The organism is Mangrovibacillus cuniculi (assembly GCF_015482585.1).
Taxonomy (GTDB): domain Bacteria; phylum Bacillota; class Bacilli; order Bacillales; family R1DC41; genus Mangrovibacillus; species Mangrovibacillus cuniculi.
This window is the reverse complement of record NZ_CP049742.1, coordinates 1223922-1248233: the sequence shown is the minus strand read 5'-3', so window position 1 is coordinate 1248233 and position 24312 is coordinate 1223922. Positions and strand designations below refer to the sequence as shown.

Annotated in this window: 28 protein-coding genes and 1 riboswitch; of the genes, 20 read left to right on the top strand and 8 right to left on the bottom strand. The window is 36.8% G+C overall.

Going from position 1 to position 24312, the window contains the following annotated elements:
* The first annotated feature begins 59 nt into the window (after positions 1-59).
* Both G8O30_RS06330 and G8O30_RS06325 read left to right on the top strand, forming a co-directional pair.
* Positions 60-1061, top strand: coding sequence for an LCP family protein (locus G8O30_RS06330; protein ID WP_239674132.1), 1002 nt, complete (start codon positions 60-62; stop codon positions 1059-1061).
* Positions 1062-1134: 73 nt separating this feature from the next.
* A complete protein-coding gene (locus G8O30_RS06325; protein WP_239674508.1) occupies positions 1135-2037 on the top strand; it encodes a CobW family GTP-binding protein in 903 nt (300 codons plus the stop codon).
* A gap of 332 nt (positions 2038-2369) precedes the next feature.
* On the opposite strand, the gene G8O30_RS06320 is transcribed toward G8O30_RS06325, so the two are convergent.
* Positions 2370-2612 (bottom strand): DNA alkylation repair protein, encoded by a 243-nt coding sequence (locus G8O30_RS06320; protein WP_239674131.1) that lies wholly within the window; start codon positions 2610-2612, stop codon positions 2370-2372.
* Positions 2613-2706: 94 nt separating this feature from the next.
* Between G8O30_RS06320 and G8O30_RS06315 the strand changes: the two genes are divergently transcribed.
* From G8O30_RS06315 to G8O30_RS06305, 3 genes are all read left to right on the top strand, one after another.
* Positions 2707-2955 carry a hypothetical protein gene (locus G8O30_RS06315; RefSeq protein WP_239674130.1) on the top strand — a complete coding sequence of 83 codons (249 nt, stop codon included), beginning with the start codon at positions 2707-2709 and terminating at the stop codon, positions 2953-2955.
* A 62-nt stretch (positions 2956-3017) separates the two neighbouring features.
* A complete protein-coding gene (locus G8O30_RS06310; protein ID WP_239674129.1) occupies positions 3018-3524 on the top strand; it encodes a GNAT family N-acetyltransferase in 507 nt (168 codons plus the stop codon).
* 126 nt (positions 3525-3650) lie between these two features.
* Positions 3651-4460: an SDR family oxidoreductase gene (locus tag G8O30_RS06305; RefSeq protein WP_338040674.1), complete on the top strand. Its 810-nt coding sequence runs from the start codon at positions 3651-3653 to the stop codon at positions 4458-4460.
* A 66-nt stretch (positions 4461-4526) separates the two neighbouring features.
* Here G8O30_RS06305 and G8O30_RS06300 read toward each other — a convergent pair whose 3' ends face one another.
* Positions 4527-5888 (bottom strand): MATE family efflux transporter, encoded by a 1362-nt coding sequence (locus G8O30_RS06300; RefSeq protein WP_239674128.1) that lies wholly within the window; start codon positions 5886-5888, stop codon positions 4527-4529.
* A gap of 215 nt (positions 5889-6103) precedes the next feature.
* On the opposite strand from G8O30_RS06300, the gene G8O30_RS06295 reads away from it, so the two are divergent.
* The 6 genes from G8O30_RS06295 (at position 6104) to G8O30_RS06270 (ending at position 11325) form a co-directional block, all read left to right on the top strand.
* Positions 6104-6871 (top strand): carotenoid biosynthesis protein, encoded by a 768-nt coding sequence (locus G8O30_RS06295; protein WP_239674127.1) that lies wholly within the window; start codon positions 6104-6106, stop codon positions 6869-6871.
* Entirely contained in the window at positions 6868-7605 is a 738-nt protein-coding gene (locus tag G8O30_RS06290) for a lysophospholipid acyltransferase family protein (RefSeq protein WP_239674126.1), read from the top strand. The genes G8O30_RS06295 and G8O30_RS06290 overlap by 4 nt, the downstream gene beginning before the upstream one ends.
* Positions 7602-8267 carry a glycosyltransferase family 2 protein gene (locus tag G8O30_RS06285; RefSeq protein ID WP_239674125.1) on the top strand — a complete coding sequence of 222 codons (666 nt, stop codon included), beginning with the start codon at positions 7602-7604 and terminating at the stop codon, positions 8265-8267. Before G8O30_RS06290 ends, G8O30_RS06285 begins: the two co-directional genes overlap by 4 nt.
* Before the next feature lie 8 nt (positions 8268-8275).
* Positions 8276-8701 (top strand): hypothetical protein, encoded by a 426-nt coding sequence (locus tag G8O30_RS06280; protein ID WP_239674124.1) that lies wholly within the window; start codon positions 8276-8278, stop codon positions 8699-8701.
* On the top strand, positions 8677-10164 hold the full coding sequence (locus tag G8O30_RS06275; protein WP_239674123.1) for a phytoene desaturase family protein: 1488 nt from the start codon (positions 8677-8679) through the stop codon (positions 10162-10164). The genes G8O30_RS06280 and G8O30_RS06275 overlap by 25 nt, the downstream gene beginning before the upstream one ends.
* A gap of 90 nt (positions 10165-10254) precedes the next feature.
* Positions 10255-11325 (top strand): undecaprenyldiphospho-muramoylpentapeptide beta-N-acetylglucosaminyltransferase, encoded by a 1071-nt coding sequence (locus tag G8O30_RS06270; RefSeq protein WP_239674506.1) that lies wholly within the window; start codon positions 10255-10257, stop codon positions 11323-11325.
* A gap of 47 nt (positions 11326-11372) precedes the next feature.
* Here G8O30_RS06270 and G8O30_RS06265 read toward each other — a convergent pair whose 3' ends face one another.
* From G8O30_RS06265 to G8O30_RS06250, 4 genes are all read right to left on the bottom strand, one after another.
* Positions 11373-11939: a GNAT family N-acetyltransferase gene (locus G8O30_RS06265; protein ID WP_420844615.1), complete on the bottom strand. Its 567-nt coding sequence runs from the start codon at positions 11937-11939 to the stop codon at positions 11373-11375.
* Between the two features lie 340 nt (positions 11940-12279).
* The gene (locus G8O30_RS06260; RefSeq protein WP_239674121.1) at positions 12280-13401 is read right to left on the bottom strand and encodes an amidohydrolase; all 1122 of its coding nucleotides are present in this window, start codon (positions 13399-13401) and stop codon (positions 12280-12282) included.
* Positions 13402-13454: 53 nt separating this feature from the next.
* Positions 13455-14048 (bottom strand): DedA family protein, encoded by a 594-nt coding sequence (locus tag G8O30_RS06255; RefSeq protein ID WP_239674120.1) that lies wholly within the window; start codon positions 14046-14048, stop codon positions 13455-13457.
* 12 nt (positions 14049-14060) lie between these two features.
* Entirely contained in the window at positions 14061-14843 is a 783-nt protein-coding gene (locus G8O30_RS06250) for an undecaprenyl-diphosphate phosphatase (protein WP_239674119.1), read from the bottom strand.
* Positions 14844-14982: 139 nt separating this feature from the next.
* Here G8O30_RS06250 and G8O30_RS06245 point away from each other — a divergent pair, with 139 nt between their 5' ends.
* Positions 14983-15858 carry a patatin-like phospholipase family protein gene (locus G8O30_RS06245; protein WP_239674118.1) on the top strand — a complete coding sequence of 292 codons (876 nt, stop codon included), beginning with the start codon at positions 14983-14985 and terminating at the stop codon, positions 15856-15858.
* 65 nt (positions 15859-15923) lie between these two features.
* Here G8O30_RS06245 and G8O30_RS06240 read toward each other — a convergent pair whose 3' ends face one another.
* The gene (locus tag G8O30_RS06240; protein WP_239674117.1) at positions 15924-16172 is read right to left on the bottom strand and encodes a hypothetical protein; all 249 of its coding nucleotides are present in this window, start codon (positions 16170-16172) and stop codon (positions 15924-15926) included.
* Positions 16173-16274: 102 nt separating this feature from the next.
* On the opposite strand from G8O30_RS06240, the gene G8O30_RS06235 reads away from it, so the two are divergent.
* From G8O30_RS06235 to G8O30_RS06200, 8 genes are all read left to right on the top strand, one after another.
* Positions 16275-16532, top strand: coding sequence for a hypothetical protein (locus tag G8O30_RS06235; RefSeq protein WP_239674116.1), 258 nt, complete (start codon positions 16275-16277; stop codon positions 16530-16532).
* Positions 16533-16537: 5 nt separating this feature from the next.
* Positions 16538-16996 (top strand): hypothetical protein, encoded by a 459-nt coding sequence (locus G8O30_RS06230; RefSeq protein ID WP_239674115.1) that lies wholly within the window; start codon positions 16538-16540, stop codon positions 16994-16996.
* Positions 16997-17067: 71 nt separating this feature from the next.
* Positions 17068-17215: riboswitch (FMN riboswitch) on the top strand.
* A 133-nt stretch (positions 17216-17348) separates the two neighbouring features.
* Positions 17349-18443 (top strand): bifunctional diaminohydroxyphosphoribosylaminopyrimidine deaminase/5-amino-6-(5-phosphoribosylamino)uracil reductase RibD, encoded by a 1095-nt coding sequence (gene ribD / locus G8O30_RS06225; RefSeq protein WP_239674114.1) that lies wholly within the window; start codon positions 17349-17351, stop codon positions 18441-18443.
* Positions 18444-18448: 5 nt separating this feature from the next.
* Entirely contained in the window at positions 18449-19099 is a 651-nt protein-coding gene (ribE, locus tag G8O30_RS06220) for a riboflavin synthase (RefSeq protein ID WP_239674505.1), read from the top strand.
* Between the two features lie 12 nt (positions 19100-19111).
* Complete coding sequence (locus G8O30_RS06215; RefSeq protein WP_239674113.1) at positions 19112-20305, top strand: bifunctional 3,4-dihydroxy-2-butanone-4-phosphate synthase/GTP cyclohydrolase II; 1194 nt, start codon at positions 19112-19114, stop codon at positions 20303-20305.
* A 13-nt stretch (positions 20306-20318) separates the two neighbouring features.
* Positions 20319-20786 carry a 6,7-dimethyl-8-ribityllumazine synthase gene (gene ribH, locus G8O30_RS06210; RefSeq protein ID WP_239674112.1) on the top strand — a complete coding sequence of 156 codons (468 nt, stop codon included), beginning with the start codon at positions 20319-20321 and terminating at the stop codon, positions 20784-20786.
* A 443-nt stretch (positions 20787-21229) separates the two neighbouring features.
* Positions 21230-22513 (top strand): NCS2 family permease, encoded by a 1284-nt coding sequence (locus tag G8O30_RS06205; protein WP_239674111.1) that lies wholly within the window; start codon positions 21230-21232, stop codon positions 22511-22513.
* Positions 22514-22697: 184 nt separating this feature from the next.
* Positions 22698-23945, top strand: a complete 1248-nt coding sequence (locus G8O30_RS06200) for an EAL and HDOD domain-containing protein (protein WP_239674110.1) — start codon at positions 22698-22700, stop codon at positions 23943-23945.
* A 40-nt stretch (positions 23946-23985) separates the two neighbouring features.
* Here the strand turns inward: G8O30_RS06200 and G8O30_RS06195 are convergent, their stop codons facing one another.
* Positions 23986-24288 (bottom strand): hypothetical protein, encoded by a 303-nt coding sequence (locus G8O30_RS06195; protein WP_239674109.1) that lies wholly within the window; start codon positions 24286-24288, stop codon positions 23986-23988.
* Between the last annotated feature and the right edge of the window lie 24 nt (positions 24289-24312).

Genomic DNA, 24312 nt, shown 5'->3' with positions numbered 1-24312 from the left:
CTTTGTAAACGTGTATAGGTACTATACGCTAGTGGAATGCTGATGGAAAGGAGGCGAACATGATGAAAATTCGCACGACTATTTTACTAATAATAGGTTTGTTAGCGATTTCAGGATGGGGTATCATGAGAAAAGAAACCAATGAACAACCTCTAACAAACCAATCTACAACGACTCCTTTAAAAAATTCCACTCAGCAAACAAATCACACTTTACCAAAATGGATGACAGATGTAATTCCAAAGAGTGAAAAAGAAGCTAGTGATCAGTTTAACATATTAATTTTAGGTACAGATGAGAGAAAAAGCGAGCCTTCTAGGGCGGATGTATTAATGGTAGCAAATGTTAATCCCAAAGAAAACTCTTGGAAAATTATATCTTTTATGCGTGATTTGTATGTTCCAATAGCCGATAACAATGGATGGAGTAAGTTAAACCATGCCTATGCATTTGGAGGAGAAGATTTAGTAGAAAAGACAATAGAAGATACGTTTGGCGTACAAATTGATTATAAAGCAAAAATCAATTTTGAGGGTTTTGCAAGATTAGCCGCTGACGTCTTTCCAGAGGGATATAAAACAACTGTTACACAAGGCATGATAGATTATTTTAAGTGGGATTTACAGCCTGGAGAACAAACATTAAAAGGACAGCAAATATTGGAATACGTTAGGTATCGAGATCCGATAAAAAGCGACTTTGGAAGAGTGGAGCGTCAGCAACAAGTGTTAGCAGATGCCGTAAGTTATTGGAAAAGTTTAAGTAAGGATGGTATTCCCTTTCAAGAGATGATGAGAGTTGTTCAAAGTGGACGTTCCGTTATAAAAACAAATGTACCTTTAACGGAATTAGTTCAAGTAGGTTTAGATAGTATATCTAATTCACCAAATGTAGAATTATTAAGAATACCAACAGAAGGTACATACGTAACAAAAAGAACTAATGATGGGCTAGTTTTAGATTTTGAACTTTCACAAAACGTAGTCGAGATTAACAAGTTTTGGGGCGAAGGAACTCCATCTATCGAGACAACAAAAGTGATATTACAGCAAGATCATTGAACAACCGTTTAAATTATGAGAAAATACACTTCGCATACAAAACTTTGTTATCGTGAGGTAAGACTATGAAAAAATACCTGTATATATAGTAAGTGGGTTTCTAGGGGCTGGAAAAACATCGTTTCTGAAAAATTGGATCTTGAGAGAAAAAGAACTCCAGCATACACCAGCTATTTTAATGAACGAATTAGGTAATGTATCAATTGACTCTGATGAAGTAGAGGACGGTATTCCGTTAAAAGAACTTCTAGGTGGGTGTATTTGTTGCACCATTCAAGAGAAACTAGAAGCGCAACTACAAGAATTATTATTCGGTGAACCTTTTGATTCCCTGTTAATTGAGACAACTGGTGCAGCACACCCTGTAGAAGTAATTGATTCCATTCTATCTCCTTTATTTGCTGATCGTTTTGACATGCGAGGAGTTATAACTGTAGTAGATGGGACAAGATTTTTAGAAAGAAATACTCTTTCTATACAAGTACAGCAGCTATACCTAGAGCAAATTAGACATGGGGATTTAATTATTGTGAATAAGGCTGATCAACTATCAGACAGTATGCAAGCAGAGTTGTCTCAAAGCTTGCAATCTATTAATTCCATGTCTCCAGTTTTGTTCACAACGTATTCTAAAGTGCCAAGTAAGTATATAGATCAATTGACGTTTGATCCAAAGAGTAAAAATGCATCTTTACATGTAGAAAATACGTTGAGGATTCAGTCAATGGTGTATACGTTTGAAAGTAGTGTTGATTTAGAAGAATTTGAAGCGTTTTTAAGGGAGTTGCCCGACAGTATCTATAGAATGAAGGGGTATATTCCATTCACACATAGTAAGTATCCGTATACGTTTCAATATAGCTACGGGATGCCTTTGTATTTCCCAAACGAAATGAAAATGCCAACGAATCTAGTGATTATTGGGGAAAACTTACCGAAGGATGAATTGCGAGATAAATTAAACAGCCTCTATTAAACTGTAGAGGCTGTTGCCATTTTTAAAATCTGTGAAGTTTCCTGCCGCGGCTAGACAAGCGCCTTCAGTTTTTGTTACGTGATCGGTAACAACTTAAGAAGGACCACGTGATGTGGTCCGTTCTTAACTGAGTATCATTATCACAATGATATCTAGCTTCAGGTGCGCAACCGCTCGGGAAACTCCAAAAGCCCTGTGGTGGCTGAAGAGCTGCCTCCTCGGTCTTCTGAAGTTTCCTGCCGCGGCTGAACGCGCGCCTTCAGCTTTTGTTACGTGAACAGTAACAACTCAGTGTTGACCACGTGATGTGGTCAGTACTTAACTGAGTATCCCTATCTAGGCATAGCCCCAAATTGCACAAACATTTTTTCGTCTTCAACTAAACCGCAAGTTGCACATTGCACCTTTACAGTTGGGCCTTTGTATGGCATATGGAAAGCATCTAATGCTTCTTGGTCTGATTTTGTAATTTCGCCAGAATGTGCATCCATTCTAACTGGTGTAGCAACTTGATTGATTACATTAAATCTTGTTCGATTCGTTTTACAGTGAGGACAACAATAAGGACTTGACATAAAAGTTCATCCCTTTCAAGATCTATTTTAATATAAACTATTGAATAATTTACCCACGAAACGAAGAACTATACACAAGCTAGGAGTAGGTATCTTGAAGAATATAGATGAACTGTTTGATCTGCTTTGGAAACAGCGAGATAACTCGAAGTATTCTAGGGAAAGGTGGATAGAGATGGAACTGAAAGATGAATGGACACATCCTCGGTTACGTCTATCTCTCGAAAAGCGTTACAAATTGTCTATGGAGAGGATTCAACAGAATACAGATCTAATGGAAAACGAAAAACAAGAGTTAACAAAAGAATATACAAAAATATATGAATCATTGTCCAAACCTTAATGTTTTGAAAGACTTCACAAAGGGTATTACTAAAATGAATATGGCAAGAAGGGAAGAACAGTATGAACATTCGACTAGGAACGAGAGACGACATCACAGAAATCATGAAGATTGTTCGCAAAACGGTGGACCTTATGGATAAGGAAGGGAACGATCAATGGACTGGTGATTACCCAACTCCTGATGATTTTGAACGTGATGTTGCTAACCATACATTACATGTTGCAGAGAATAATGAGGGTGAAATTCTAGGTATGATTACTGTAGATCAAGTAGCTACAGATGAATACAATCAGGTAACGTGGCGACAAGAAGAACCTTACTATGTTTTTCATCGATTAGCAGTTAGTGTGAAAGCAAGAGGTTTAGGACTTGCCCAAACACTAATTCAACATGCAGAAGAATATGCAATAGATCAGGGTGTTCCTTATATGAAAACGGACACGTACTCATTAAATGAGAAAGCACAACAACTTTTCGAAAAATTAGGATATCATAAAGTTGGAGAAATGGAATGGTTGAATAAAGATCATCCATTTTACTGTTACGATAAAATCTTAACTAAATAAAGGAATGAGGGAGTTTATCCTAATAAGTTAATTTAAGGACGAACTCCCTTCCTTGTACCTATTTTTAGTGTCATGGATTAGAGGGTTAATATTTGCCATTAGGCATATTCTTTAGGTACGATAATTATGTACTTATTTTGGTTAACGGAGTGGATTTTAGTGAATAGACGAACCGCTTTCATAACAGGAGGCGCAAAAGGACTTGGAAAGGTGACAGCGGAGCGACTTGCACAGGAAGGGTACAATGTTATTGTAAATTACCGCAACAGTAAAGAAGAAGCTCAAAGCTTAATCAACCAATTAAGGGAAACGTACGATATCCGAGCATTTAGTATTAAAGGCGACATGACCGTAAAAGACGATATTCTTCATGTCGTAGAGGAAATTAAAGAACAAGTTGGTGTGATTGACGTACTTGTGCATAATGCTGGTCCTTATATAAAAGAAAGAAAAAAACTCACAGATTACACAGACGATGAATGGAATGAATTAATTAATGGCAATCTGACAAGTGCCTTTTATCTCTTTAGGGAGATACTCCCACTTATGAGAAAACAAAATTTTGGCCGAGTCATTACGTTTGGTTATGACAGGGTCGACACCACTCCTGGATGGATCTATCGCTCTGCTTTTGCATCAGCTAAAGCAGGACTTGCTTCATTAACGAGAACAATAGCATTAGAAGAAGCGGAATACGGTATTACTTGTAATATGATTTGTCCGGGAGACATCCTACCAGAATGGAAAGAATCCACTATTTCTTCTGCAATGGAAGTTGATGATAAATCCATTCCAGTTGGAAGGCCTGGCACAGGTGAGGATATTGCTAGGGTAGTTAGTTTTCTTTGTAATGAAGCCGCAGATTTTATCACAGGATCCATTATTCCAGTAACAGGTGGGAAAGATGTATTAGGGAAAATCTATCATCAACAATGATACAGATGGAACACTAGAAAAGGCGCATTCTTTTTTGAATGTGCCTTTTCTAGTGTTATTTTTACTTTAGGTTAATTTACTTTCTAAAGCCATCTTTCTTTGAAGCCATCGTAATCGTAAAGATAATGTTATTGCTCCAGCAGTTAAGCCTGCAGTTAAGCCTACCCAATAACCAAATGGTTCAAGAGTTGTGTAGTTGGCTAAAATGTATCCAAGAGGTAATCCAATTACCCAGTAAGAGATTAACGCCATGATAAAAGTAATATTGACATCTTTATATCCTCTTAAGGCACCTTGTACTGGTGCTTGGATAGCATCAGATAATTGAAAGAAGACAGCATATAATAAAAAGTGAGCGATTAAACTAGATACTTCAGGGTCATTTACATAAAAATCACCAATTGCCTGTCTACCTAAAAATAAGAAAAGACCATATATAAAAGCTAAAAAGATTGCTGCAATAACTCCCATCCAACTGTAAGTTTTGGCATCTGCATATCGTTTGGCTCCCACTTCAAATCCTACAACGATTGTCAGTGCCATCGCCATACTTAACGGGATCATATAAAGTAGACTGGAGAAATTCAACGCTGCCTGATGTCCTGCAATGACTTGAGTAGAATAGTCACTCATGAACAACGTCACCGCTGAGAATATGCTAGTCTCAAAGAATATCGATAAACCAATGGGAATACCAATCTTAAACACATCTTGAAAGCCGGCAAGTTCAAAAGGAACAACTTTCTTAAATATACCATAACTACTAAAGGGTTCTTTACGGTGAATCACGAATATGGAGATACATAGGAGTATCCAATACGTGAAAGCACTCGCATATCCTGCACCAACTCCGCCTAATTCAGGCAGGCCAAGGTAACCGAAGATAAGTAAATAGTTTAAGATAACGTTAATAGGGAGAGCAATTAATGATATAAACATGGTAATTTTTGTCATACCTAACGCGTCCATAAAAGCCCTTAAGACATTGTATAGAAATAATGGGATTAATCCTATGGATAAGGCTAATACATACTTTCTAGCTACATCTTCTACTATAGGCTCTAAGTTCATAACACTTAACGCAGGATTAAGAACCAGCATACCTAAAAGATAGACTATCAATACCATTAAAAGAGAGGCATATAACCCTTGGAATACAGCTGGGGCAACTTCTTCTCGTTTTCCACCACCATTAAGTTGTGCAACAATAGGAGTTATTGCGACCAGTATCCCGCCAAGTCCAATGGCTATTGGAACCCAAATAGAACTACCTATGGCAACACCTGCTAAGTGTGAAGAATTATATTGCCCTGTCATTAACGTATCAAAGAAGTTCATACCAAAAATAGCTAATTGCGTAATAAGAATAGGCCACATAATTCTTAATAGAAGGAAGCCTTTTTCTTTTTTGTTATACGTTTGATTCATCGTCCACCTCCAAGTGGGATCTTAGAAGAAAATAGAAATTTCTGCTTTACCACTATGGGATTATACCATATTAAATGAATGTAATTGGTTAATTCTATTTGGAACGTATTAAAAATGTAAAATATTATTTTTGCTCTTTATACTTAATAGCATACATGACATCTCCATTACATGAATAACAGGTATCAAATTATTTAAAAAGGGTGTGAGGCTAAATGGTTTGGCTAAATCGTTTGTTTTATTTTTTCATTGTTTGGTGGGCAATAGGTGTAGTACTTACGTCAACCGACACGTTGCCTCCATGGCTGGAGTGGGCAAATGCAGTCTTCTTATATACTGCTGGAATCCTTAGCATTATTTATCTATGTCTCATTAGTAGTTGGGGAAAGGGATTACTATTATCCGTTTTTATTATGCTTCTTACCATTTCTGTTGAATCATTAGGAGTTCATTACGGGATTTTATTTGGAGACTACCACTACGAAAAGGATTTTGGAATTCAATTGCTTGGCGTTCCGATAACTATTGGATTTGCCTGGGTAATGGTTGTGTTCACATCTATGGCACATGTCACTTACTTATTTAAGCAAAAACCTTCTTTTTCCTCAGGTTTTATCTATGTTTGTATAACAGGCTTATTAGCTGTCGTGATGGATGCCATAATAGATCCTGTAGCGTATAAAGTTAAACAGTATTGGATCTGGGATGAAGGTGGATTTTATTATGATATACCAACCTCCAATTTTATCGGTTGGTTTGTCTTATCTTCCATTGCTCAGATAGTCGTTTACCTTTATCTACATAAATTTGGAAGTCCGTTTTTAGAAGAGAAATGGAGAAAGAGAGCTATCCTTGTTTATCGTTTAATTCTAATTATGTTTAGTATTATCGCTTTGGTATCTCAGCTATGGTTTGCTGTCGCAGTAGTGTGGGCATCTTATCTCTTCCTTCTAATCGTGATGAAGAGAGGAGAAAAGGGATGATTGAGGCAAAAAGAGATAAGTACTTTGAGAAGGTCTTTGATTACTATGTTCAGTGGCAAATCAAGAAGAATTTCTACAAAATTAAAATAAAGGACCCTTATGTGAAGGAAAGAAAGATGGAGAAAGGACAACTGTATATTGTAAACCATTCATCGTGGTGGGACGGCTTACTTATTTTTTATCTATCAAGGAACTATTTTAAACAAGATTCCTATGCCATGATGAGTGAAAAGGGGATAAAGGAATTCCCTTTCTTTCGTAAAATTGGTGCGTACTCTGTGGATTATACCTCCCCTAAAGGTAGTATAAAATCGCTTCAATATACTTTGAAATTATTAAACCAAGGTTCTCCAGTTTGGTTATTCCCTCAGGGAGAAGAGCAACATGTGGAAAAAAGGCCGCTTGCATTTAAGCAGGGAGCTGGTTATCTAGTAGAGAAAACAGGAGAACCGTTTATGGTTACTCCATTATCTATCTACTATACATTCAGACATGATCAATTGGCTGAATGTTGGATTCAAGTTGGAAAATCGATTCTGTCAACCGAAATTCAGGGAGGAAACAGAGCTGGTAAAACGTCCTTTTTGGAAGAAATGGTTACCAAAGAACTCTCTTCTTTAAAAGAAGATTTAATTAATGAAAATGAACATTTATATAAGGATCTCCTAAAAGGTAAGAAAACATTGAGTGAATGGTTTACGTTTTGGAAAAAGAAGAAAGGAGAAACATTTTGATTGAGTTTATAATCTTGTTTTACATAATCATATTATTGTTAACCTTGATGAATATCTTACTGACTCCTAAGTTGAAAAAATATAGAACCCGAAATGATCCGATGATCTCGATTCTTATTCCTATGAGGAATGAAGAAAGAAATGTTGTTGAACTAATAGAGAATATGAAAAAACTTACTTATCCAAATTTAGAAGTAATCGGCTTAGATGATGGCTCAACCGATCTCACCTCACAGAAATGGGTGGAACATACCCGTGGAGATCAAAGATTTACATTAAAGTTTGGCAATAAACTACCGGAAGGATGGAAGGGTAAGGTACACGCTTGTGACCAATTAGCTGCCTTTTCTTCGGGGGATAAACTGTTGTTTTTAGATGCAGATGCGAGAGTAGAACCATCAACCTTGCAGCATGCCCTAGGCGTCATGGAAGCATTCCAATCAGCTATGGTAACAGGTTTCCCAAAGTTTCCAACTAAACCATTCTTATCAAAACTTTTAGTTCCTTTTCAACATATTTTGGTATTATCTCATTTACCTATTTTTATGGCTAACCAAACAACAAAACCTGCCTTCACAGCGGCTCATGGTGCGTTTTTGTTCGTTGACAAACAGGCATATTCTGAGGTAGGGGGCATGAAGCAATCAAAGATGCAATGGTAGATGATGTTATGTTAGCTCGACTTTTTAAAGTAAACGGATTTAAGGTAACACTTGTGAATGTTACATCGTTTGTAGAATGCTTTATGTATGACACAAATAAAGAAGTATGGGAAGGTTTTCAAAAAAATATCTTTATTGGTGTTGGAAAGAAAGTTCTTCCGGCAATCCTAGTCGTACTTTATTACCTGACAATCTATCTACTTCCATTCTTTTTGATAATCCCGTACATCCAAACTGGATATTCGCCTTACCTGATGCCTATACTGTTGGTCTTTCTTACAAGGCTTAGTATTGCAATGGCAACTAGAGAGTCTATGTGGAATACGATTTTATTCCCAATTGCATCTATTAGTTTTTCACTCTTAATGTTTAGTGCCATCTATAAGGATAAAAGACAAAGAGGGTATACATGGAAGGGAAGGACGTATTCATGAGGAAAGTACTTATTATTGGAGCTGGACTAGGTGGATTAGCTGCAGGTATAAAACTACAAGCAAGTGGTTTTGAAGTAACCATAATAGAAGCAAACGAACATGCAGGTGGAAAAATGATGCCTGTAAACCTGAATGGATATTCGTTTGACTTTGGTCCAAATACAATTACGATGCCGAAAGTCTTTGAGAAAGTGCTCTCTTATTCAAATAAAGAAGAAATGGCACTACCTTTTGTAAAATTGACGGACCATACGAAAAATGTTTTTTCAGATGGAAGTGAATTTATTCAAACAACTGATAGAGAAAAAATGATAAACCAACTTTCTTTATTGGACCCACACGCTGCAAGTAACTATGTGGACTACCTAACCGAAGTAGAGAGACTTTATACACTGGGAGAAAAGTCTTTTTTTTATCGAACATTCACTTCTTGGAGAGATTATTTAGATCCTTCGTTATCTAAGGCACTTCTTCAAGTTAGACCACTAGAAGATTTAGATTCCTTTCACAAAAAATACTTTATGCATGAAAACGTGCGTAATGTATTTAATAGGTATGCTACATACATAGGATCCTCCCCCTATAAAGCTCCAGCTACATTTGGATTAATTGGCCATTTAGAAATGAATGAAGGTGTATTTTATGTAGAAGGTGGGAATACGCTAATAGCTCAACGGTTTTCAGAGGTTTTTACTAGTTTAGGTGGGAAGTTACGCTTGAACACCAAAGTGAAAGAAATTGATATTTATAAAGGAAAAGCTTATGGGGTTAAAACTAGTACAGATGAAAGAATTAGTGGAGAAATTGTCATTATTAACGGAGATTATGTCACAGCAACAAAAAATTTAATAAAAGAATCAAATCGTCCTAGAACATCTGATAAAGAGCTTACTAGTTATGAACCTTCTGTATCTGCATTTGTCATTATGGTAGGATTAAAAACGTATCAACCAACTATTCATCATCATCATGTATTCTATCCAAAGAACTATAGGCAGGAATTTGAGGACATCTTTACACATAAAAAACTACCAACAGACCCTACTATATATATTAGCCATTCAGCTGCAACCGATCCAAATCGAACAAAGGGTAGCAATCTATTTATTTTAGTTAATGCACCGGCAGTGGAGAAACTAGAGCAAAAGGAATTAACAAATTATAAAGAGAAGATTTACGATCGATTAGAAGCTCAAGGGATTCCGATACGAGCGGAAATGGAAATAGAGAAAGTAATTACTCCTATTGATATTGGTAAGAAATTCTTTGCAAACAAAGGTGCTTTATATGGTATCTCAGCACACGCTAAGAAGGATGCATTCTTAAGACCTATTAATCGTTCCAAAGATATAAAGAATGTTTATTATGTTGGAGGCACGACGCACCCAGGTGGTGGTAGCCCAATGGTAACAATCAGTGGGTTAAACGTAGCGGAAGCAATCATTCACCAATACAAAAGATAGGTCTGTTTCTACGGCTTGGTAATACGGTATAATAAATGGAATTGTTTTTAGTTAGTTTTAAGGTATGTACCGATTGGAGTGAAAGTTTTGATGAAAAAACAATCAATAGTATTTACAGGTGGAGGATCAGCTGGGCATGTTTCAGTAAATGTAGCGTTAATGCCTGCATTTATAAAGGCTGGCTGGGAAGTTGCCTATATAGGTTCGAAAAATGGAATTGAAAGAGAAATGATTACGGAACAGTTCCCTAATGTACCTTATTATCCAATTTCTTCAGGGAAATTGCGTCGATATGCATCTTGGCAAAATGTTACAGATCCTTTTCGGGTATTAAAGGGTGTTGGAGATGCTTTACGTGTGTTAAGAAAACGAAAACCTGATGTAATATTTTCAAAGGGTGGATTTGTTTCTGTACCTGTAGCACTTGCAGCAAAAGTATCTAAAACACCGATGGCTATTCATGAGTCCGATGTTACACCAGGTTTAGCGAATAAACTAGCAATGCCTTTTGCGAATCAAATTTTCACGACTTTTCCTGAAACGTTGTCGTATACGCCTAAAGAAAAGAGTACTTTTGTAGGCGCTGTAATTAGGGAGGAACTATTTAAGGGTGATGCATCCCACGGCAGAGCACTTGCAGGGTTACATAATGGCAAACCAATCTTAATGATGATGGGTGGAAGCCTTGGTGCAAAGAAATTGAATGAAGCGCTAAGAAGCCAAATCGATCGATTATTAGAACATTTTCAAATTATACATCTTTGTGGAAAAGGTAACATGCATCCTGAACTCGTCAAGGATGGATATAAACAATATGAATTTGTTACAGAAGAATTACCACATTTCCTAGCAGCTACCGATTTTGTCATTTCAAGAGCCGGTTCAAACTCTATTTTTGAATTTCTTGCTTTAAAGAAACCGATGTTGCTAATACCTTTATCAAAACAAGCGAGTAGGGGAGATCAGATCTTAAACGCCAATTCTTTTGCTAAGCTTGGTTATGCAATTGTGTTAGAAGAAGAGAATGTAACAGAAGCGACATTGTTTAATGAATTGCAAGCACTTGTAAGTCAATCTAATGAGATGAAAGAGAAAATGGGGCATTCTACTAGTGGGATGACGATTGAACAAATGAAGAAGAAGATAGAAGAATTGATTTAATAGAGAAAAGGGTACAGTGATTTTGATAAATCACTGTACCCTTTTTATTATGCCTCCAAAGCCGCTTCCTCGGCATGGTTTGATTGCTCGCGCAGGTAGTATAGCATATAAAGGTCTTTCGGAATTTCGTATAGATCATAGATATACTCATCTTTGTTTAATTGCGCAAAGATAGAAGGTCTTGATTCATTTGCTTTTACTACATATGGTAGTTTTTCTGCTGCTCGGCGAGAACGCTCATTTACCACACGGATTCGCATGAAAATTGTATCCATACCTAATTCAAAGAAAACTTCGTTAAAGAATGCATCTTTTGCTACTTTGTTGTACCCTTTTCCGTGGTAAGGTTTGCCAAGCCAAGTTCCTAAAAAGCCCGCACCATCTTCAATATCAAATAGATTTATTGTTCCTATTGGGTTACCCCATTCATCAAGAATCGTTCTGGAAACTAGTTCACCATTCTCTTCCGCTTCCACCGTTTGTTTGGTAAGAAAGACAAATTCATCATAGGAATATGCTTTTTGACGCACAAAAGGGAAGACATCAGGATGCGTCATTAGTTCAAATAAGACGTGGTTTTGATCGTGGGCGTGTATGTCGCGTTTTGTTAGTATCATTGTTATCCCTCCGCACGAGGGTACACGTCGAACTACGGACAGTAATCGACTCTCACCCTCGAAATTTTTCAGCTTTCTCAAAAAATTTCGGGGTGGGAATCGAACCCACTAAAACCAGTCTCACTGGTGGCGCACCATTTGCCTTCCCTCAATTGTAAGCACTATAGATATGTGAACAATTGATATATGAAATGTATGTTTCAAGTGATTTTATCCATCACTATTGTTTCAATTTCGCTTTACTTTCGTATCATACTAAAAAAAGTTTTTTTTGAAAAGAGGTAATTTGTAAAGAAAATGTGAATTTCTGTAGAACTTTACGACAAACTAGTGAAATTTATGTCGAATGAACTATTTTACCGTCAATCATCGTCCAAATTGGTTTTGCCATAAAAGAGAAAGGGTGTTGATTCCATAACACTAGGTCCGCGTCTTTCCCAACTTCTATGGAACCAATTCTATCATCCATTCGAAGATTTCTTGCAGGTAAGATGGTGATACCTTCCAAGGCTTTTTGTTGTGTTAAACCTTCTCTAACGGCTAAAGCTGCACAAACATTTAAATATTGAACAGGTGTATACGGGTGATCTGTTGTGATACTCACTTCGACACCTGACTCTGTTAAAGCTTGATACGTATTCCAAGTCTTATTTTTCAACTCAATTTTTGATTTGCGAGTAAGAGTAGGTCCAACGCTTACTTTTAATCCTAATCCTTTTAGTTCTTCTTTGATTAAATGTCCTTCTGTACAATGTTCCACACGAAGATCTAAATCAAACTCTTCTGCTAAACGAATAGCACTTAAAATATCATCGGCTCGATGTGCATGAGCTCGAACTGGTATTTCTTTTTTTAATGCCTTTACGATAGGTGCTACTCTAAGGTCATCGGGGTTATCGACATATTTGGCATGATAAAATGCTTCTCTCAACATCCCCATAATGCCCATTCTAGTAATAGAGTCCTTGTTCCCGGAGCTGTGAATTCTTTTAGGGTTTTCACCAAAGGCAACTTTAAGTCCGGCTGTTTCTTGAATCATCATGTCCTGAACGTTTTTACCGTATGTTTTAATAACGGATGTGGTACCTCCAATAACGTTGGCACTGCCAGGCATGACATGTACAGAAGTAATACCGAACTTAATGGCATCTTGAAAACCAGGGTCTAGTGGATAGACTCCATCAATGGCTCTTATATGGGGAGTAAGTGGTTCAATCGTTTCATTTGCATCATTGCCCGCCCAACCAGTTCCTTCATCATACAAACCTAGATGAGTGTGTACATCGACAAAACCAGGTAATAGGTGTGCACCATTTGCATCAATGATAGAAGCCCCTGCTATAGGAGTAATAGAAGGAGAGACTTTGGCGATTTTTCCGTCTGTCACTAACACGTCACCAGAAAAGGGTTTTTCATTAACTATTGTGTAAATTACAGCGTTTTTTATTAGAGTATTCATTGAGTTTCCTTTCCTCTGCAATAAATTGATTGAACATATTGTAGCAAATGTGTTTACTTCTGTGAATATTGTTTCCACTTATATATGAAGAAATAAATAACCATTGCTGCACCAGTTGAAAGTAGTAAATGAGGATAGTAGTGATGTGCAACTTCTTTGATTGTCCACCAGTGACTTCCTAATTGTATCCCTAATACAATAAAAGCGATGGACCAGGGAATCATTGCTATAGCCGTGTATACTGTGAAGAGTACAAATGGCATTTTAGAAATACCTGCTGGAATAGATACAGCATGCCTAACAACAGGTATAAATCTAGCTATAAATAACATAACACTACCATGTTTTTCTACCAAGGAATCTAAACGATCGATGGAGTGTTTCTGTACGAAAAAGTATTTCCCATACTTTAACGCAAATGGCCTTCCACCTATTCTACCAATAAAATAAAGAAACCACTGTGCGATTGTCCCACCTATTACTCCTGCAATTACTGCTTCCAAAAAATGGAGTGTACCTTGTGAAACCATCCATCCTCCATAGGCAAGTACAATCTCACTAGGAATCCATTCAACTGCTAGTCCTATAATAATTCCCATGGCACCTAATTGTGCTAGAAATTCTAACCAGCTTGTAATCCATTCCATATCGTAACCTCCTTAGAATATGCCAAACCATTGAAATAGGAGAATGAAAACGCCTAAAATCCAGACATAATAGGCAAAATATCTTAATGGACGAGTCTTTAAATAATGGATCATCCCTACGATTGCCAAATAACCTACTAGACAGGAAGCTAACGTCCCAATTAGGAGGGGAAATAAACCAATTGTCGTATTGGTTTCTACAAAGAGATACCTACCTTGTAAAATAATGCCGCCTAAAATTGCTGGAGTAGCAAGTAAAAAGGAAAAATAAGCTGCAGTTTCTTTCTTTAAACCTGTAAAGAGTCCTGCAACAATTGTTAAACCAGATCGACTAAGTGCAGGGAAAATGGCAGCTGCTTGAAAACTCCCAATAATCGCAGCGTCTTTCATTGATAGGTCTTCTATCTCTTTTTTTCCTTCTTTCCACTTATCTCCCCAATACAATAAACATCCTGTAATAAGGAACTCCCACCCTAACGTTACGCCTGATTTAGAAATTGCTTCAAAGTAGTCTTCGAACAGTAATCCAACGATTACAGCTGGTAAGGTAGCAACGATAAGTAAAAGTGTTAGTCTCTGGAATGGATTCTTTAGTAACGATAATAGTACTTCTTTATATACCACAATAATGGCAAGTAAAGTTCCAATGTGTAGCATTGTGTCAAGAAATAACCCAGCGTCATCTAACCCAAATAAGTGTCTACCTATATACAAATGACCCGTAGATGATATTGGTAAAAACTCTGTTAAACCTTGTATGATACCTAAAATAAATGCCTCTAACCAAGAAACCATTATTATCCCTCCTAGCATGTCCTCATACCAAACTATGAAAGAGTTAAGGAATCCATTCATTTTCAAGCATTATTTAAAAGAAAAAATTGTCATTATGATAAAATAGAAAAAGTGAAGAGATTTAAAAGGGGGATTTAATATGGTACAAGATACAGCACTTGTATTAGAAGGTGGAGGAATGAGAGGTATCTATACTGGTGGAGTATTGGACTTTTTTATGGAAAAAAATATACGCTTCCCGTACACAATAGGTGTATCTGCCGGTGCCTGTAATGGTTCCTCTTTAATTAGTAATCAACCAGGAAGAAATAAACAAGTAAACATTGGGTTTATACATGATCCTCGCTATCTTTCTTTTCGAAACTTTATAACGAAGAGAGAAATGTTTGGAATGGATTTTCTATTTGACGAGATACCTAATATACATGTTCCTTTTGATTTTGAAACATTTTTTGCTAGTTCAGAAGAGTTTGTCATTGGCACTACTGATGTTCATTCAGGAAAATCTGTGTATTTTGGGAAAAACGACTATACGAAAGAATCTATACTGCCAATCATAAGAGCTTCTAGTTCTTTACCGCTTATGGCTCCGATTGTAAAAGTTGATGGGTTTGAATTACTAGACGGTGGAATTGTGGATCCTATTCCTACCAATAAAGCAAGAATAGACGGCTATGAAAAACAGGTGTTAATTTTAACTAGAGAGTCACATTATAGAAAAAAACCTAGTAAATTTTCTAGTTTATTAAAGACATCTTATCGTAAGTATCCAGCGTTAGTAAAAGCAATTCAACAACGGTATAAGTTGTATAATGATACGATGGATGAAATAGAAGAAAGGGAAAGAGCAGGAGAGTTATTTGTTATTCGACCTACTAGAACAATGGAAGTGAAAAGAATAGACCGGAATGAAAAGCGCTTAGAATCTTTATATGAGCAAGGGTACAACGACGCCAAAGAAAAATATAAAGAACTTCTAGACTTTGTTAATATGAAACCAGTTTTAAATAGATAATCAGCGTATAAAAGGTCAAGGTAGAGAGTTCTCTACCTTGACCTTTTATGTTATTTATATGGTTATTAAAAAACACTTCGTATAACATTCCATAAGGTAATGGAGAAGAAGAAAGTAAACACACTAGCCCAAAATACAAGGCGAACTTTTGTCAATTTCTTTGTATCTGTTAATTGAAATAAAGCAAAGCTAGCAAAAAATAAAGATTGAAAAACTACAGTAAGAGCAGCATTACCCTGTACTAATGCAACAATAGTAGCAATAGCAAATGCAATTATGGTTAGTCCAATACTAAATCTTAATTTATCTGTCATGAAAGCCTCCAAAATAGCAAAACTAGTAATTTATTATAGCACGAATGAATATTAGAAGAATAGGCGCATATAATTTACTAGACTATTGAAGTGGGTGAGTACATGTCTTCCTTATATTATTATTGGAAACAATACATAGAACATCGAACAAAAGTTGCGGCAATCACAGCTGTTGCTTTTTCTGTTATTATAACAATTTCTATTTATCGGCAATTGCAAGATTCGATTTTGTTTACATCTATTTTGCTATCAATGGCTATTGTGGTAATCATCATGATTTTACGCACGGTTGTTTCAACTGTATCTATGCCATTGAGAACTTCTTCTATGGAGCGTAGGAAAAAAATCTGTTCGCTGTAGTTCAAATGAAAATAAATGGAACTAATCGAAGACAACTACACACTTCTGAAGGTTTATTAGCATGGGAGTGGGAGACAAAGTCAGGGGTTCAAAGAGAAATCCAATTAGATAATCATAAAATTAGAGAAAAAGTAAAAATAATTTATACTGAAGATAAGGTAACGGTAACGAAAGAAAATGTACATTATAGGTTAGAGCTAGACAGACATGTAATTCCTTCTCAATTTACCATCAGTTCAGAAGGCGAGGCCTATACTATTAGGAAAGAGAAAGACCGACTCATCATTTTACATGAGAATAAAATGGTTGGTACATTTGAATGGACGACCACTTTTCGTTCCTTGGAAGCTGTATTTGGCACTCGCCAAAGAATTTTTTCTCTTAACGAAGAAATTTCATTTGTAGGACTAGTAGCTAGTATCATTGCAATAGATGAATGGTTAGATTACTATACCATGCTCTAATAGGGAAAGTTAAGGAGTGTTAATTTGTTTTCTTCTGTTTACCAATATGATACTATTAAGTCAATCGAATAGATGTTTCTCGGGGCAGGGTGAAATTCCCAACCGGCGGTGATGAAGGAAACTTCTTAGTCCGTGACCCGTGCACAGAGTGAGACTCGTGCCGGTGGATTTGGTGCAACTCCAAAGCCGACAGTATAGTCTGGATGGGAGAGAAACGGTGTAGCGTCTTTTTAACAGAGTGAAAAGGATTATTTTCTGTATTTTCATTTGTTATCGATACGTTTATTTAGTCATACATAAGCCCCCTTTCTTTTAAAGAAAAGGGGCTTTTTTCTTAGGAGGTGATAATGTAATGTCTACAAGTCATGAACGCTTCATGCAAGCAGCCATTGCGATGGCATCTGTTACACACGGTCAAACAGCACCAAATCCTGCGGTAGGCTGTGTCATTGTAAAGGACGGAAGAATTGTAGGAATGGGTGCACATTTTAAAGCCGGAGAGCCGCATGCCGAAGTGATGGCACTTAAGCAAGCCGGAGATTTAGCCAAAGGGGCAGATGTCTATGTTACACTCGAGCCTTGCGCACATTTTGGTAAAACTCCGCCTTGTGCAGACACGTTAGTTACCCATAATGTCAAACGTGTCTTTATTGCAACTACGGATCCTAATCCACTTGTCGCTGGAAAAGGAATCGAGATATTAAAGAGAAATAATATTTCTGTAGAAGTTGGAGTATGTGAAGAAGAAGCTCAAAGAATAAATAGAGATTTCTTTTTCCGCATGGCAAACAAACGACCATGGATTACTTTAAAGAGTGCTTCCACTCTTGATGGGAAAACAGCAACAAGAACATTTGATAGTAAGTGGATTACTTCAACTGATTCTAGAGAAGATGGACATCTTCTAAGACACCACCATCAAGCAATTTTAGTAGGCCTACAAACCGTTATCCACGACAATCCCTCCCTTACATGTCGCTTGCCCGGCGGCGGAGTTCATCCCATTCGATTTATTTTAGATACTCAATTAAACATACCTAAAAACTCCACTGTTTTACATGATGGAGTAGTAGACACCATTATTGTATGTGGTGCGAATGCAAGTTTAGAAAAAGAGAAAGAACTCACGAAAGAGCAACACGTCTCCATATGGCGATCTAAAACGGAACGTGTAGAGCTTTCATGGTTAGTAAAAGAAATGGCAGCCAATAATATTCTATCATTATTAGTCGAAGGTGGAGCAACTGTTCAATCTTCCTTTGTCAAAGAGAACTTATTTGATGAATTTCATCATTATCTAGCACCAAAGTTAATAGGTGGCCAAGACAGTCATAATATGATTGCAGATTTAAACGTAACCATGATGAAAGAAGCAATAGAATTAAAAGTGAAAGAAGTAAAAATACTTGGTCCAGATGTCAAACTAATCTTAACTAGAAAGGACTGATACGTATATTTACTGGAATAATCGAAGAAACGGGAAAAATTACGCAGATTAAACCTGGTGCAGAATCTTTATCCATGACTATTCAAGCTACTAAAATACTACACGATGTCCATTTAGGAGATAGTATTGCTATAAATGGTATTTGTTTGACAGTAACGAATTTCACAAACAATTCTTTTTCTGTAGATGTGATGCCGGAAACTGTTAAGGCAACAACAGTTAAAAGTTTACGAGTAGGAGATTATGTAAACCTAGAACGTGCTATGGCTGCAAACGGAAGATTTGGCGGTCATTTTGTTTCAGGACACGTCGATGGAGTAGGGAAGATTATTAGAAGACAAACTCGAGATAATGCACTTCAAGTTGACATACAAGTACCAAGTCATCTGACTGATTGGATGATCATGAAAGGTTCTGTTTGTGTGGATGGAACGAGTCTAACCATCTTTGGATTAACAGATGATTCGTTTACGATCTCCTTGATCCCTCATACGCAAGATGAAATCATAACTGCAAAGAAAAAAGTAGGAGAAGAAGTAAATATTGAATGTGACATGATGGCGAAATACATTCAACAAATGCTAGAAAAAAAACAACGAAGCACGCCAGAGAAATCAGGCATTACAATGGATTTTCTCCAAAATAATGGATACTAAAGAGGTGTTTAGATGTTTTCGACTATTGAAGATGCATTGGCTGATTTAAAACAAGGAAAAATGATTATCGTAGTTGATGATGAAGACCGTGAAAATGAAGGAGACTTTGTAGGAATTGCTGAACTAGCTACTCCTGAAATGATTAACACGATGGCCAAAGAAGGTAGAGGGTTAATTTGCGCTCCTATCACGGAACAAAGAGCAAAAGAATTAGACCTAGTACCAATGACGACCAATAATACAGACCCTCATGGTACAGCCTTTACAATTAGTGTCGATCACGAGAATTCTACCACAGGAATAAGCGCATTCGAGCGTTCATTTACGATTCAGTCATTAGTGGCAGAAGATACAAAACCAATTCAACTTAAACGACCAGGACATATCTTCCCTCTAGTTGCAAGAGAAGGTGGCGTCATTCGAAGAGCTGGTCATACAGAAGCTGCTGTCGACTTAGCGCGTTTATCAGGTTTTAAACCTGGAGGCATTATTTGTGAAATTATGAATGAAGATGGAACGATGGCTCGCCTACCAGACTTACAAAAATTAGCTGTTGAAAAAGGATATAAGTTGATTACCATTCAAGATTTAATAGAATATCGTCGTAAACATGAAACATGGGTAACAAAAGAAGAAACGATTCAATTGCCTACTGACTTTGGTAATTTTAAGATGGTTGGATTTACTAGCGAATTAGATGGAAAAGAACATGTTGCATTAGTAAAAGGTGATATACAAGAAGGTGACACTCCTCTTGTTCGAGTTCATTCAGAGTGTTTAACAGGTGATGTCTTCTTTAGCCAACGCTGTGATTGTGGGCCACAACTCCATGCTGCTATTAAACAAATTGAAGAATCGGAAAAAGGTGTATTGCTTTATCTTCGCCAAGAAGGTAGAGGAATTGGACTTATTAATAAGTTAAAAGCTTATAAACTTCAAGAACAGGGTCTTGATACGGTTCAAGCAAACGAATCATTAGGGTTTAAAGATGATTTAAGGGATTACGGAATGGGTGCGCAGATGTTATATGAGCTAGGAGTGCGCAAAATGAAGTTACTGACTAATAATCCTCGTAAGATTACAGGGCTAAAAGGACATGGATTAGAAATAGTAGAGCGTGTTCCTATCATAATGCCTTCAAAAGAAGCGAATCAACAGTATATGGAAACAAAAAAATCTAAGCTAGGTCATTTACTACAACATTAAGGGAGAGATAGAAATGAAGAAAATTGTAGAAGGTCATTTAGTAGGTACTGGTTTAAATGTGGCGATTGTAGTAGGAAGATTTAATGAATTTATCACCGGAAAATTATTAGGCGGTGCTGAAGATGCATTTAAACGTCACGGAGTAGAGGAAGAAAATGTAACAGTTGTATGGGTACCAGGTGCCTTTGAAATTCCATTAGTAGCGAAAAAACTAGCTGATTCCGGAAAGTATGACGCTGTTGTAACATTAGGAGCTGTTATTCGCGGTGCGACAACTCACTATGATTATGTATGTAATGAGGTCGCAAAAGGGGTTGCCTCTGCTGGAATGAACAGTGGTGTACCAGTTATTTTTGGTGTTGTAACGACGGACACTATTGAACAAGCCATTGAGAGAGCAGGAACAAAAGCAGGAAACAAAGGTTGGGAAGCAGCTGTTAGTGCAATTGAAATGGGTAATGTATTAAAACAATTAGGATAAATTAGTAATAGAGGCTGAGACATAACTAGAAAAGGTACATTCATTTTTAATGTACCTTTTTTTTTTTGCGTTAATCGTAATTGATTATTCTAGTCTTCATTACTGCAGATCTAGTGCTTTATCAATATTAATATTTGGGATTGGAGCGGAAGGGGGCGACTCCTACGGGAATATAGCGGTTCGTCGAGACCCCACAGGAGCGTTTTTCAGCGACGAGGAGGCTCGACGGGCGCCCCGTGGAAAGCGTCCCCCTGCAGCGGAAATCCCTGTGCAGTCATTTTGGGCTTTGTCCTAAGCACTTTTTATAGCGTAAGAAAAGTTAGCGTTTCCAGTAATCGACCTTTCTTTTCTTCCGTCTGTTTGATACAATACATTCCGTGGCTTCTACAAATGTGTAAGAAGCGGGTAGGGAGAGGGCTATTACAACAAAAGAAGGAAAGAGGATGAATAAATTTTTCTCTTTAGAAGCGCATGACACTACAATGAAACGAGAGATCCTTGCTGGTCTCATTGGATATTTCACCATTGTTTACATTGTTATTGTAAATGCACTTATATTATCGGACGCAGGAATGCCTCTCGATGCAGCAGTAATGGCGACAATTGTCACTTCAGGTGTGAGTTGTATTATGATGGGAATCATGTCTAACAGTCCGATCATTATTGTTCCTGGAATGGGAATTAATGCACTGTTTACGTACACTTTAGTACATTCAATGGGACTGTCATGGCAAGAAGCGTTAGCAGCTGTATTTGTAGCAGGATTATTTTTTACTATCCTTACATTTACAAAAGCTACGAAAATCATCAGTGAATCCATTCCCTCTAGTTTGAAAGCAGGTATTACAATCGGTCTTGGATTGTTCCTTGCTTTTATCGGATTAGAAAGTGGTGGGATAATTGTACGAGGAGAGCAGAGTATCGTAGCAATTGGATCTTTTTCAGATCCTACTGTTTTAGCTACATTAGCTAGCTTGGTTGTTACTGTTTTTGTATTCATTCGTCAAACGCCAGGTTTATTCTTATGGACCATTATAGCTGGAGTGGTATTTTCTTTCATCTTTGGTGTGGAAATGAACGCTGCAGACCAAACGACTTCTATTGCTTCATTTGGCGACGTTTTTATGGCTATGTCTTTTGATGCCATTTTCACGACTGCTTTTTGGTTGGCTGTGTTTGCCATGTTTATGATTACGACATTTGAAAACATTGGATTAGTTGTTGGCCATGCAGGTATGTTAGGACGACCTGAGATTGTTCGTCCTGCTTTAAAAGCAAACGGAATATCTGCTATGCTATCTGGTATCTTCGGAACTTCTCCAACGGTAGCTACTGTAGAAACGGCAGCTGCTATCACATCAGGCGGAAGAACTGGTATAACGACAATTGTTACTGGAGTACTTTTCTTTGGAACTTTATTCTTTTTACCAGTAATCGGCTATATTCCAAGTGCTTCTATTGCACCTATCTTAATCATCATAGGTACGCTGATGTTAGCGCATGCGAAAGATGTGAATTGGTCGTCGTTTTCCGAATCCTTCCCTACAGCTTTAATGATATTCGTTATCCCGTTTACGTTTAGTATCGCAGACGGAATTGCGATGGGCTTTGTAGCTTATCCAATTATTAAGTGGATTGAGGGGAAAGGTAAGGAAGTTAGTAGGACAATGTATATCGTATCATTCCTATTCTTATTAGCGATTGTTGCGCAAGCAATCATTCACTAATTTGGTAGAGACTGTTTGAAAAGTAACTCGTTACTTTTTAAACAGTCTTTTTTTTTGCGTAGTAACATATCGCCGATGGAAAATCTGCTACTAAATACTTTACGAAACGTAAAAACTTAGATATTCTAATATTATCCAATAATTAAGACTAAAGTTGCATTTCATAAATTAGGAGGTGACTGGCTTGGAGGTATTTGTTGCTAGACAACCAATATTCAATAAGAATAAAGATGTATATGCATATGAACTATTGTATAGAAATAATCAGGATAATACATTTCCTCACATTGATGGAGATCAAGCTACTACTGATGTGATAATCAATAGTTTTTTGAATATTGGTATAGACAAGCTCTCAAATGGTTTACCTTGCTTTGTTAACTTTACAGAAAATCTGTTGAAGTTAAAGTTACCTACTTATTTTTCTCCTCGAGATTTGGTAATCGAAATATTAGAGTCTGTAGAACCAAGTAAAGAGATCTTATCTACTATAGAAGAGCTAAAGAGATTAGGGTATAAGATTGCCTTGGATGATTTTATTCTAAAAGATACTAATGAACGTTACTTAAAACTTTTAAAGTCTGCAGATTATGTAAAGGTAGATTTTGTTCATTCGACCCTAAGTGAAAGAAGACAAGTGGAAGGTTTAGCAAAAAAGCTTAATATTGTATTATTAGCAGAAAAGATAGAATCACTTGATGACTATTTGGATGCAATAAAGCATGGGTATTCTCTTTTTCAAGGATACTTCTTTAGTAAACCATTCATTGTTTCATCAAGAGACGTACCATCCTATTTTCAATCTTACTTACCATTATTACAATATCTGACTACGACAGTTCCGGATGTAAAAGTTGTAGCAACTCTAATTGAAAAGGATTTATCGCTATCCTATAAACTTTTAAAACTAATTAATTCACCTTCATTCCGACCGAAACATAAAATAAGTTCTATTCAACAAGCTATCGTCTTACTAGGATTTATTGAGGTTCGTAAATGGATCTATGTGTTGGCTGTTAGAGATCAGAAGTCCAAATTATCGGGACCTTCTGTCGAACTGTTGAAAATGAGTTTAATGCGTGGAAGAATGTGCGAATTAATTGCATCACATAATGGGGAAAGACAAAGTTCTAGTTATTTCTTAACCGGTTTGTTTTCCTTGATGGATGTAATCTTAGGAATACCGATGGAATCTATATTAGAAGAATTGCCATTGCAAGATGATATAACTGATTCTTTAAAAGGGCAACAAACTAAAATGAACGTTGTTCTATCAGTTGTTAAACAGATGGAAAAAGGTAATGTAATCAACTCCGATCAATTAAGCGGAAGGAAAAATATAAATAATGTATATCTCAATACTTTTTACAAAGAATCTGCTGTTTGGGCAGATCAATTGTTAGATCCATCATTGGAGGAAATGGTCAATTAACTATAAAGGTGGAGCGATCTCGTAAATCGCTTCACCTTTATTAATTGTTCGGAATTAAGTAGGGGATTTGCGGCTTAATGTATTTCTTTATCTCAGCATATACTTGCATCTTCATGACATTTCCGCCTGGAAGAGTTGCTAAATCTGCAGGAGAAGGAAACGCTTCCGTATGATTAAAGTCTACGTGAACAACACCTTGATGGAGGGATTCGTTAGATGGTTTCGATTTAACTATCACAATTACAGCAATTCTATACCCTTTGTTAGGGTGTAAAACGACATCTTTCTCCACGTTATCGATTTGAAAAACTAATTTGTAACGTTGATTTCTTTCTCTTCTCATTTACTACCAGTCCTTTTATAAAGT

What these genes read in the sequence shown, in the direction of transcription:
- G8O30_RS06300 (WP_239674128.1), bottom strand. Translation starts at nt 5,888, where the DNA reads ATGAATCAAACGTATAACAAAAAAGAAAAAGGCTTCCTTCTATTAAGA.
- G8O30_RS06330 (WP_239674132.1), top strand. Translation starts at nt 60, where the DNA reads ATGATGAAAATTCGCACGACTATTTTACTAATAATAGGTTTGTTAGCG.
- G8O30_RS06270 (WP_239674506.1), top strand. Translation starts at nt 10,255, where the DNA reads ATGAAAAAACAATCAATAGTATTTACAGGTGGAGGATCAGCTGGGCAT.
- G8O30_RS06320 (WP_239674131.1), bottom strand. Translation starts at nt 2,612, where the DNA reads ATGTCAAGTCCTTATTGTTGTCCTCACTGTAAAACGAATCGAACAAGA.
- G8O30_RS06255 (WP_239674120.1), bottom strand. Translation starts at nt 14,048, where the DNA reads ATGGAATGGATTACAAGCTGGTTAGAATTTCTAGCACAATTAGGTGCC.
- G8O30_RS06240 (WP_239674117.1), bottom strand. Translation starts at nt 16,172, where the DNA reads ATGACAGATAAATTAAGATTTAGTATTGGACTAACCATAATTGCATTT.
- G8O30_RS06215 (WP_239674113.1), top strand. Translation starts at nt 19,112, where the DNA reads ATGTTTTCGACTATTGAAGATGCATTGGCTGATTTAAAACAAGGAAAA.
- G8O30_RS06260 (WP_239674121.1), bottom strand. Translation starts at nt 13,401, where the DNA reads ATGAATACTCTAATAAAAAACGCTGTAATTTACACAATAGTTAATGAA.
- G8O30_RS06280 (WP_239674124.1), top strand. Translation starts at nt 8,276, where the DNA reads ATGTTAGCTCGACTTTTTAAAGTAAACGGATTTAAGGTAACACTTGTG.
- G8O30_RS06275 (WP_239674123.1), top strand. Translation starts at nt 8,677, where the DNA reads ATGGAAGGGAAGGACGTATTCATGAGGAAAGTACTTATTATTGGAGCT.
- G8O30_RS06230 (WP_239674115.1), top strand. Translation starts at nt 16,538, where the DNA reads ATGAAAATAAATGGAACTAATCGAAGACAACTACACACTTCTGAAGGT.
- ribD (WP_239674114.1), top strand. Translation starts at nt 17,349, where the DNA reads ATGTCTACAAGTCATGAACGCTTCATGCAAGCAGCCATTGCGATGGCA.
- G8O30_RS06205 (WP_239674111.1), top strand. Translation starts at nt 21,230, where the DNA reads ATGAATAAATTTTTCTCTTTAGAAGCGCATGACACTACAATGAAACGA.
- ribH (WP_239674112.1), top strand. Translation starts at nt 20,319, where the DNA reads ATGAAGAAAATTGTAGAAGGTCATTTAGTAGGTACTGGTTTAAATGTG.
- G8O30_RS06295 (WP_239674127.1), top strand. Translation starts at nt 6,104, where the DNA reads ATGGTTTGGCTAAATCGTTTGTTTTATTTTTTCATTGTTTGGTGGGCA.
- G8O30_RS06245 (WP_239674118.1), top strand. Translation starts at nt 14,983, where the DNA reads ATGGTACAAGATACAGCACTTGTATTAGAAGGTGGAGGAATGAGAGGT.
- G8O30_RS06310 (WP_239674129.1), top strand. Translation starts at nt 3,018, where the DNA reads ATGAACATTCGACTAGGAACGAGAGACGACATCACAGAAATCATGAAG.
- G8O30_RS06305 (WP_338040674.1), top strand. Translation starts at nt 3,651, where the DNA reads ATGTACTTATTTTGGTTAACGGAGTGGATTTTAGTGAATAGACGAACC.
- G8O30_RS06195 (WP_239674109.1), bottom strand. Translation starts at nt 24,288, where the DNA reads ATGAGAAGAGAAAGAAATCAACGTTACAAATTAGTTTTTCAAATCGAT.
- G8O30_RS06250 (WP_239674119.1), bottom strand. Translation starts at nt 14,843, where the DNA reads ATGGTTTCTTGGTTAGAGGCATTTATTTTAGGTATCATACAAGGTTTA.
- G8O30_RS06235 (WP_239674116.1), top strand. Translation starts at nt 16,275, where the DNA reads ATGTCTTCCTTATATTATTATTGGAAACAATACATAGAACATCGAACA.
- G8O30_RS06290 (WP_239674126.1), top strand. Translation starts at nt 6,868, where the DNA reads ATGATTGAGGCAAAAAGAGATAAGTACTTTGAGAAGGTCTTTGATTAC.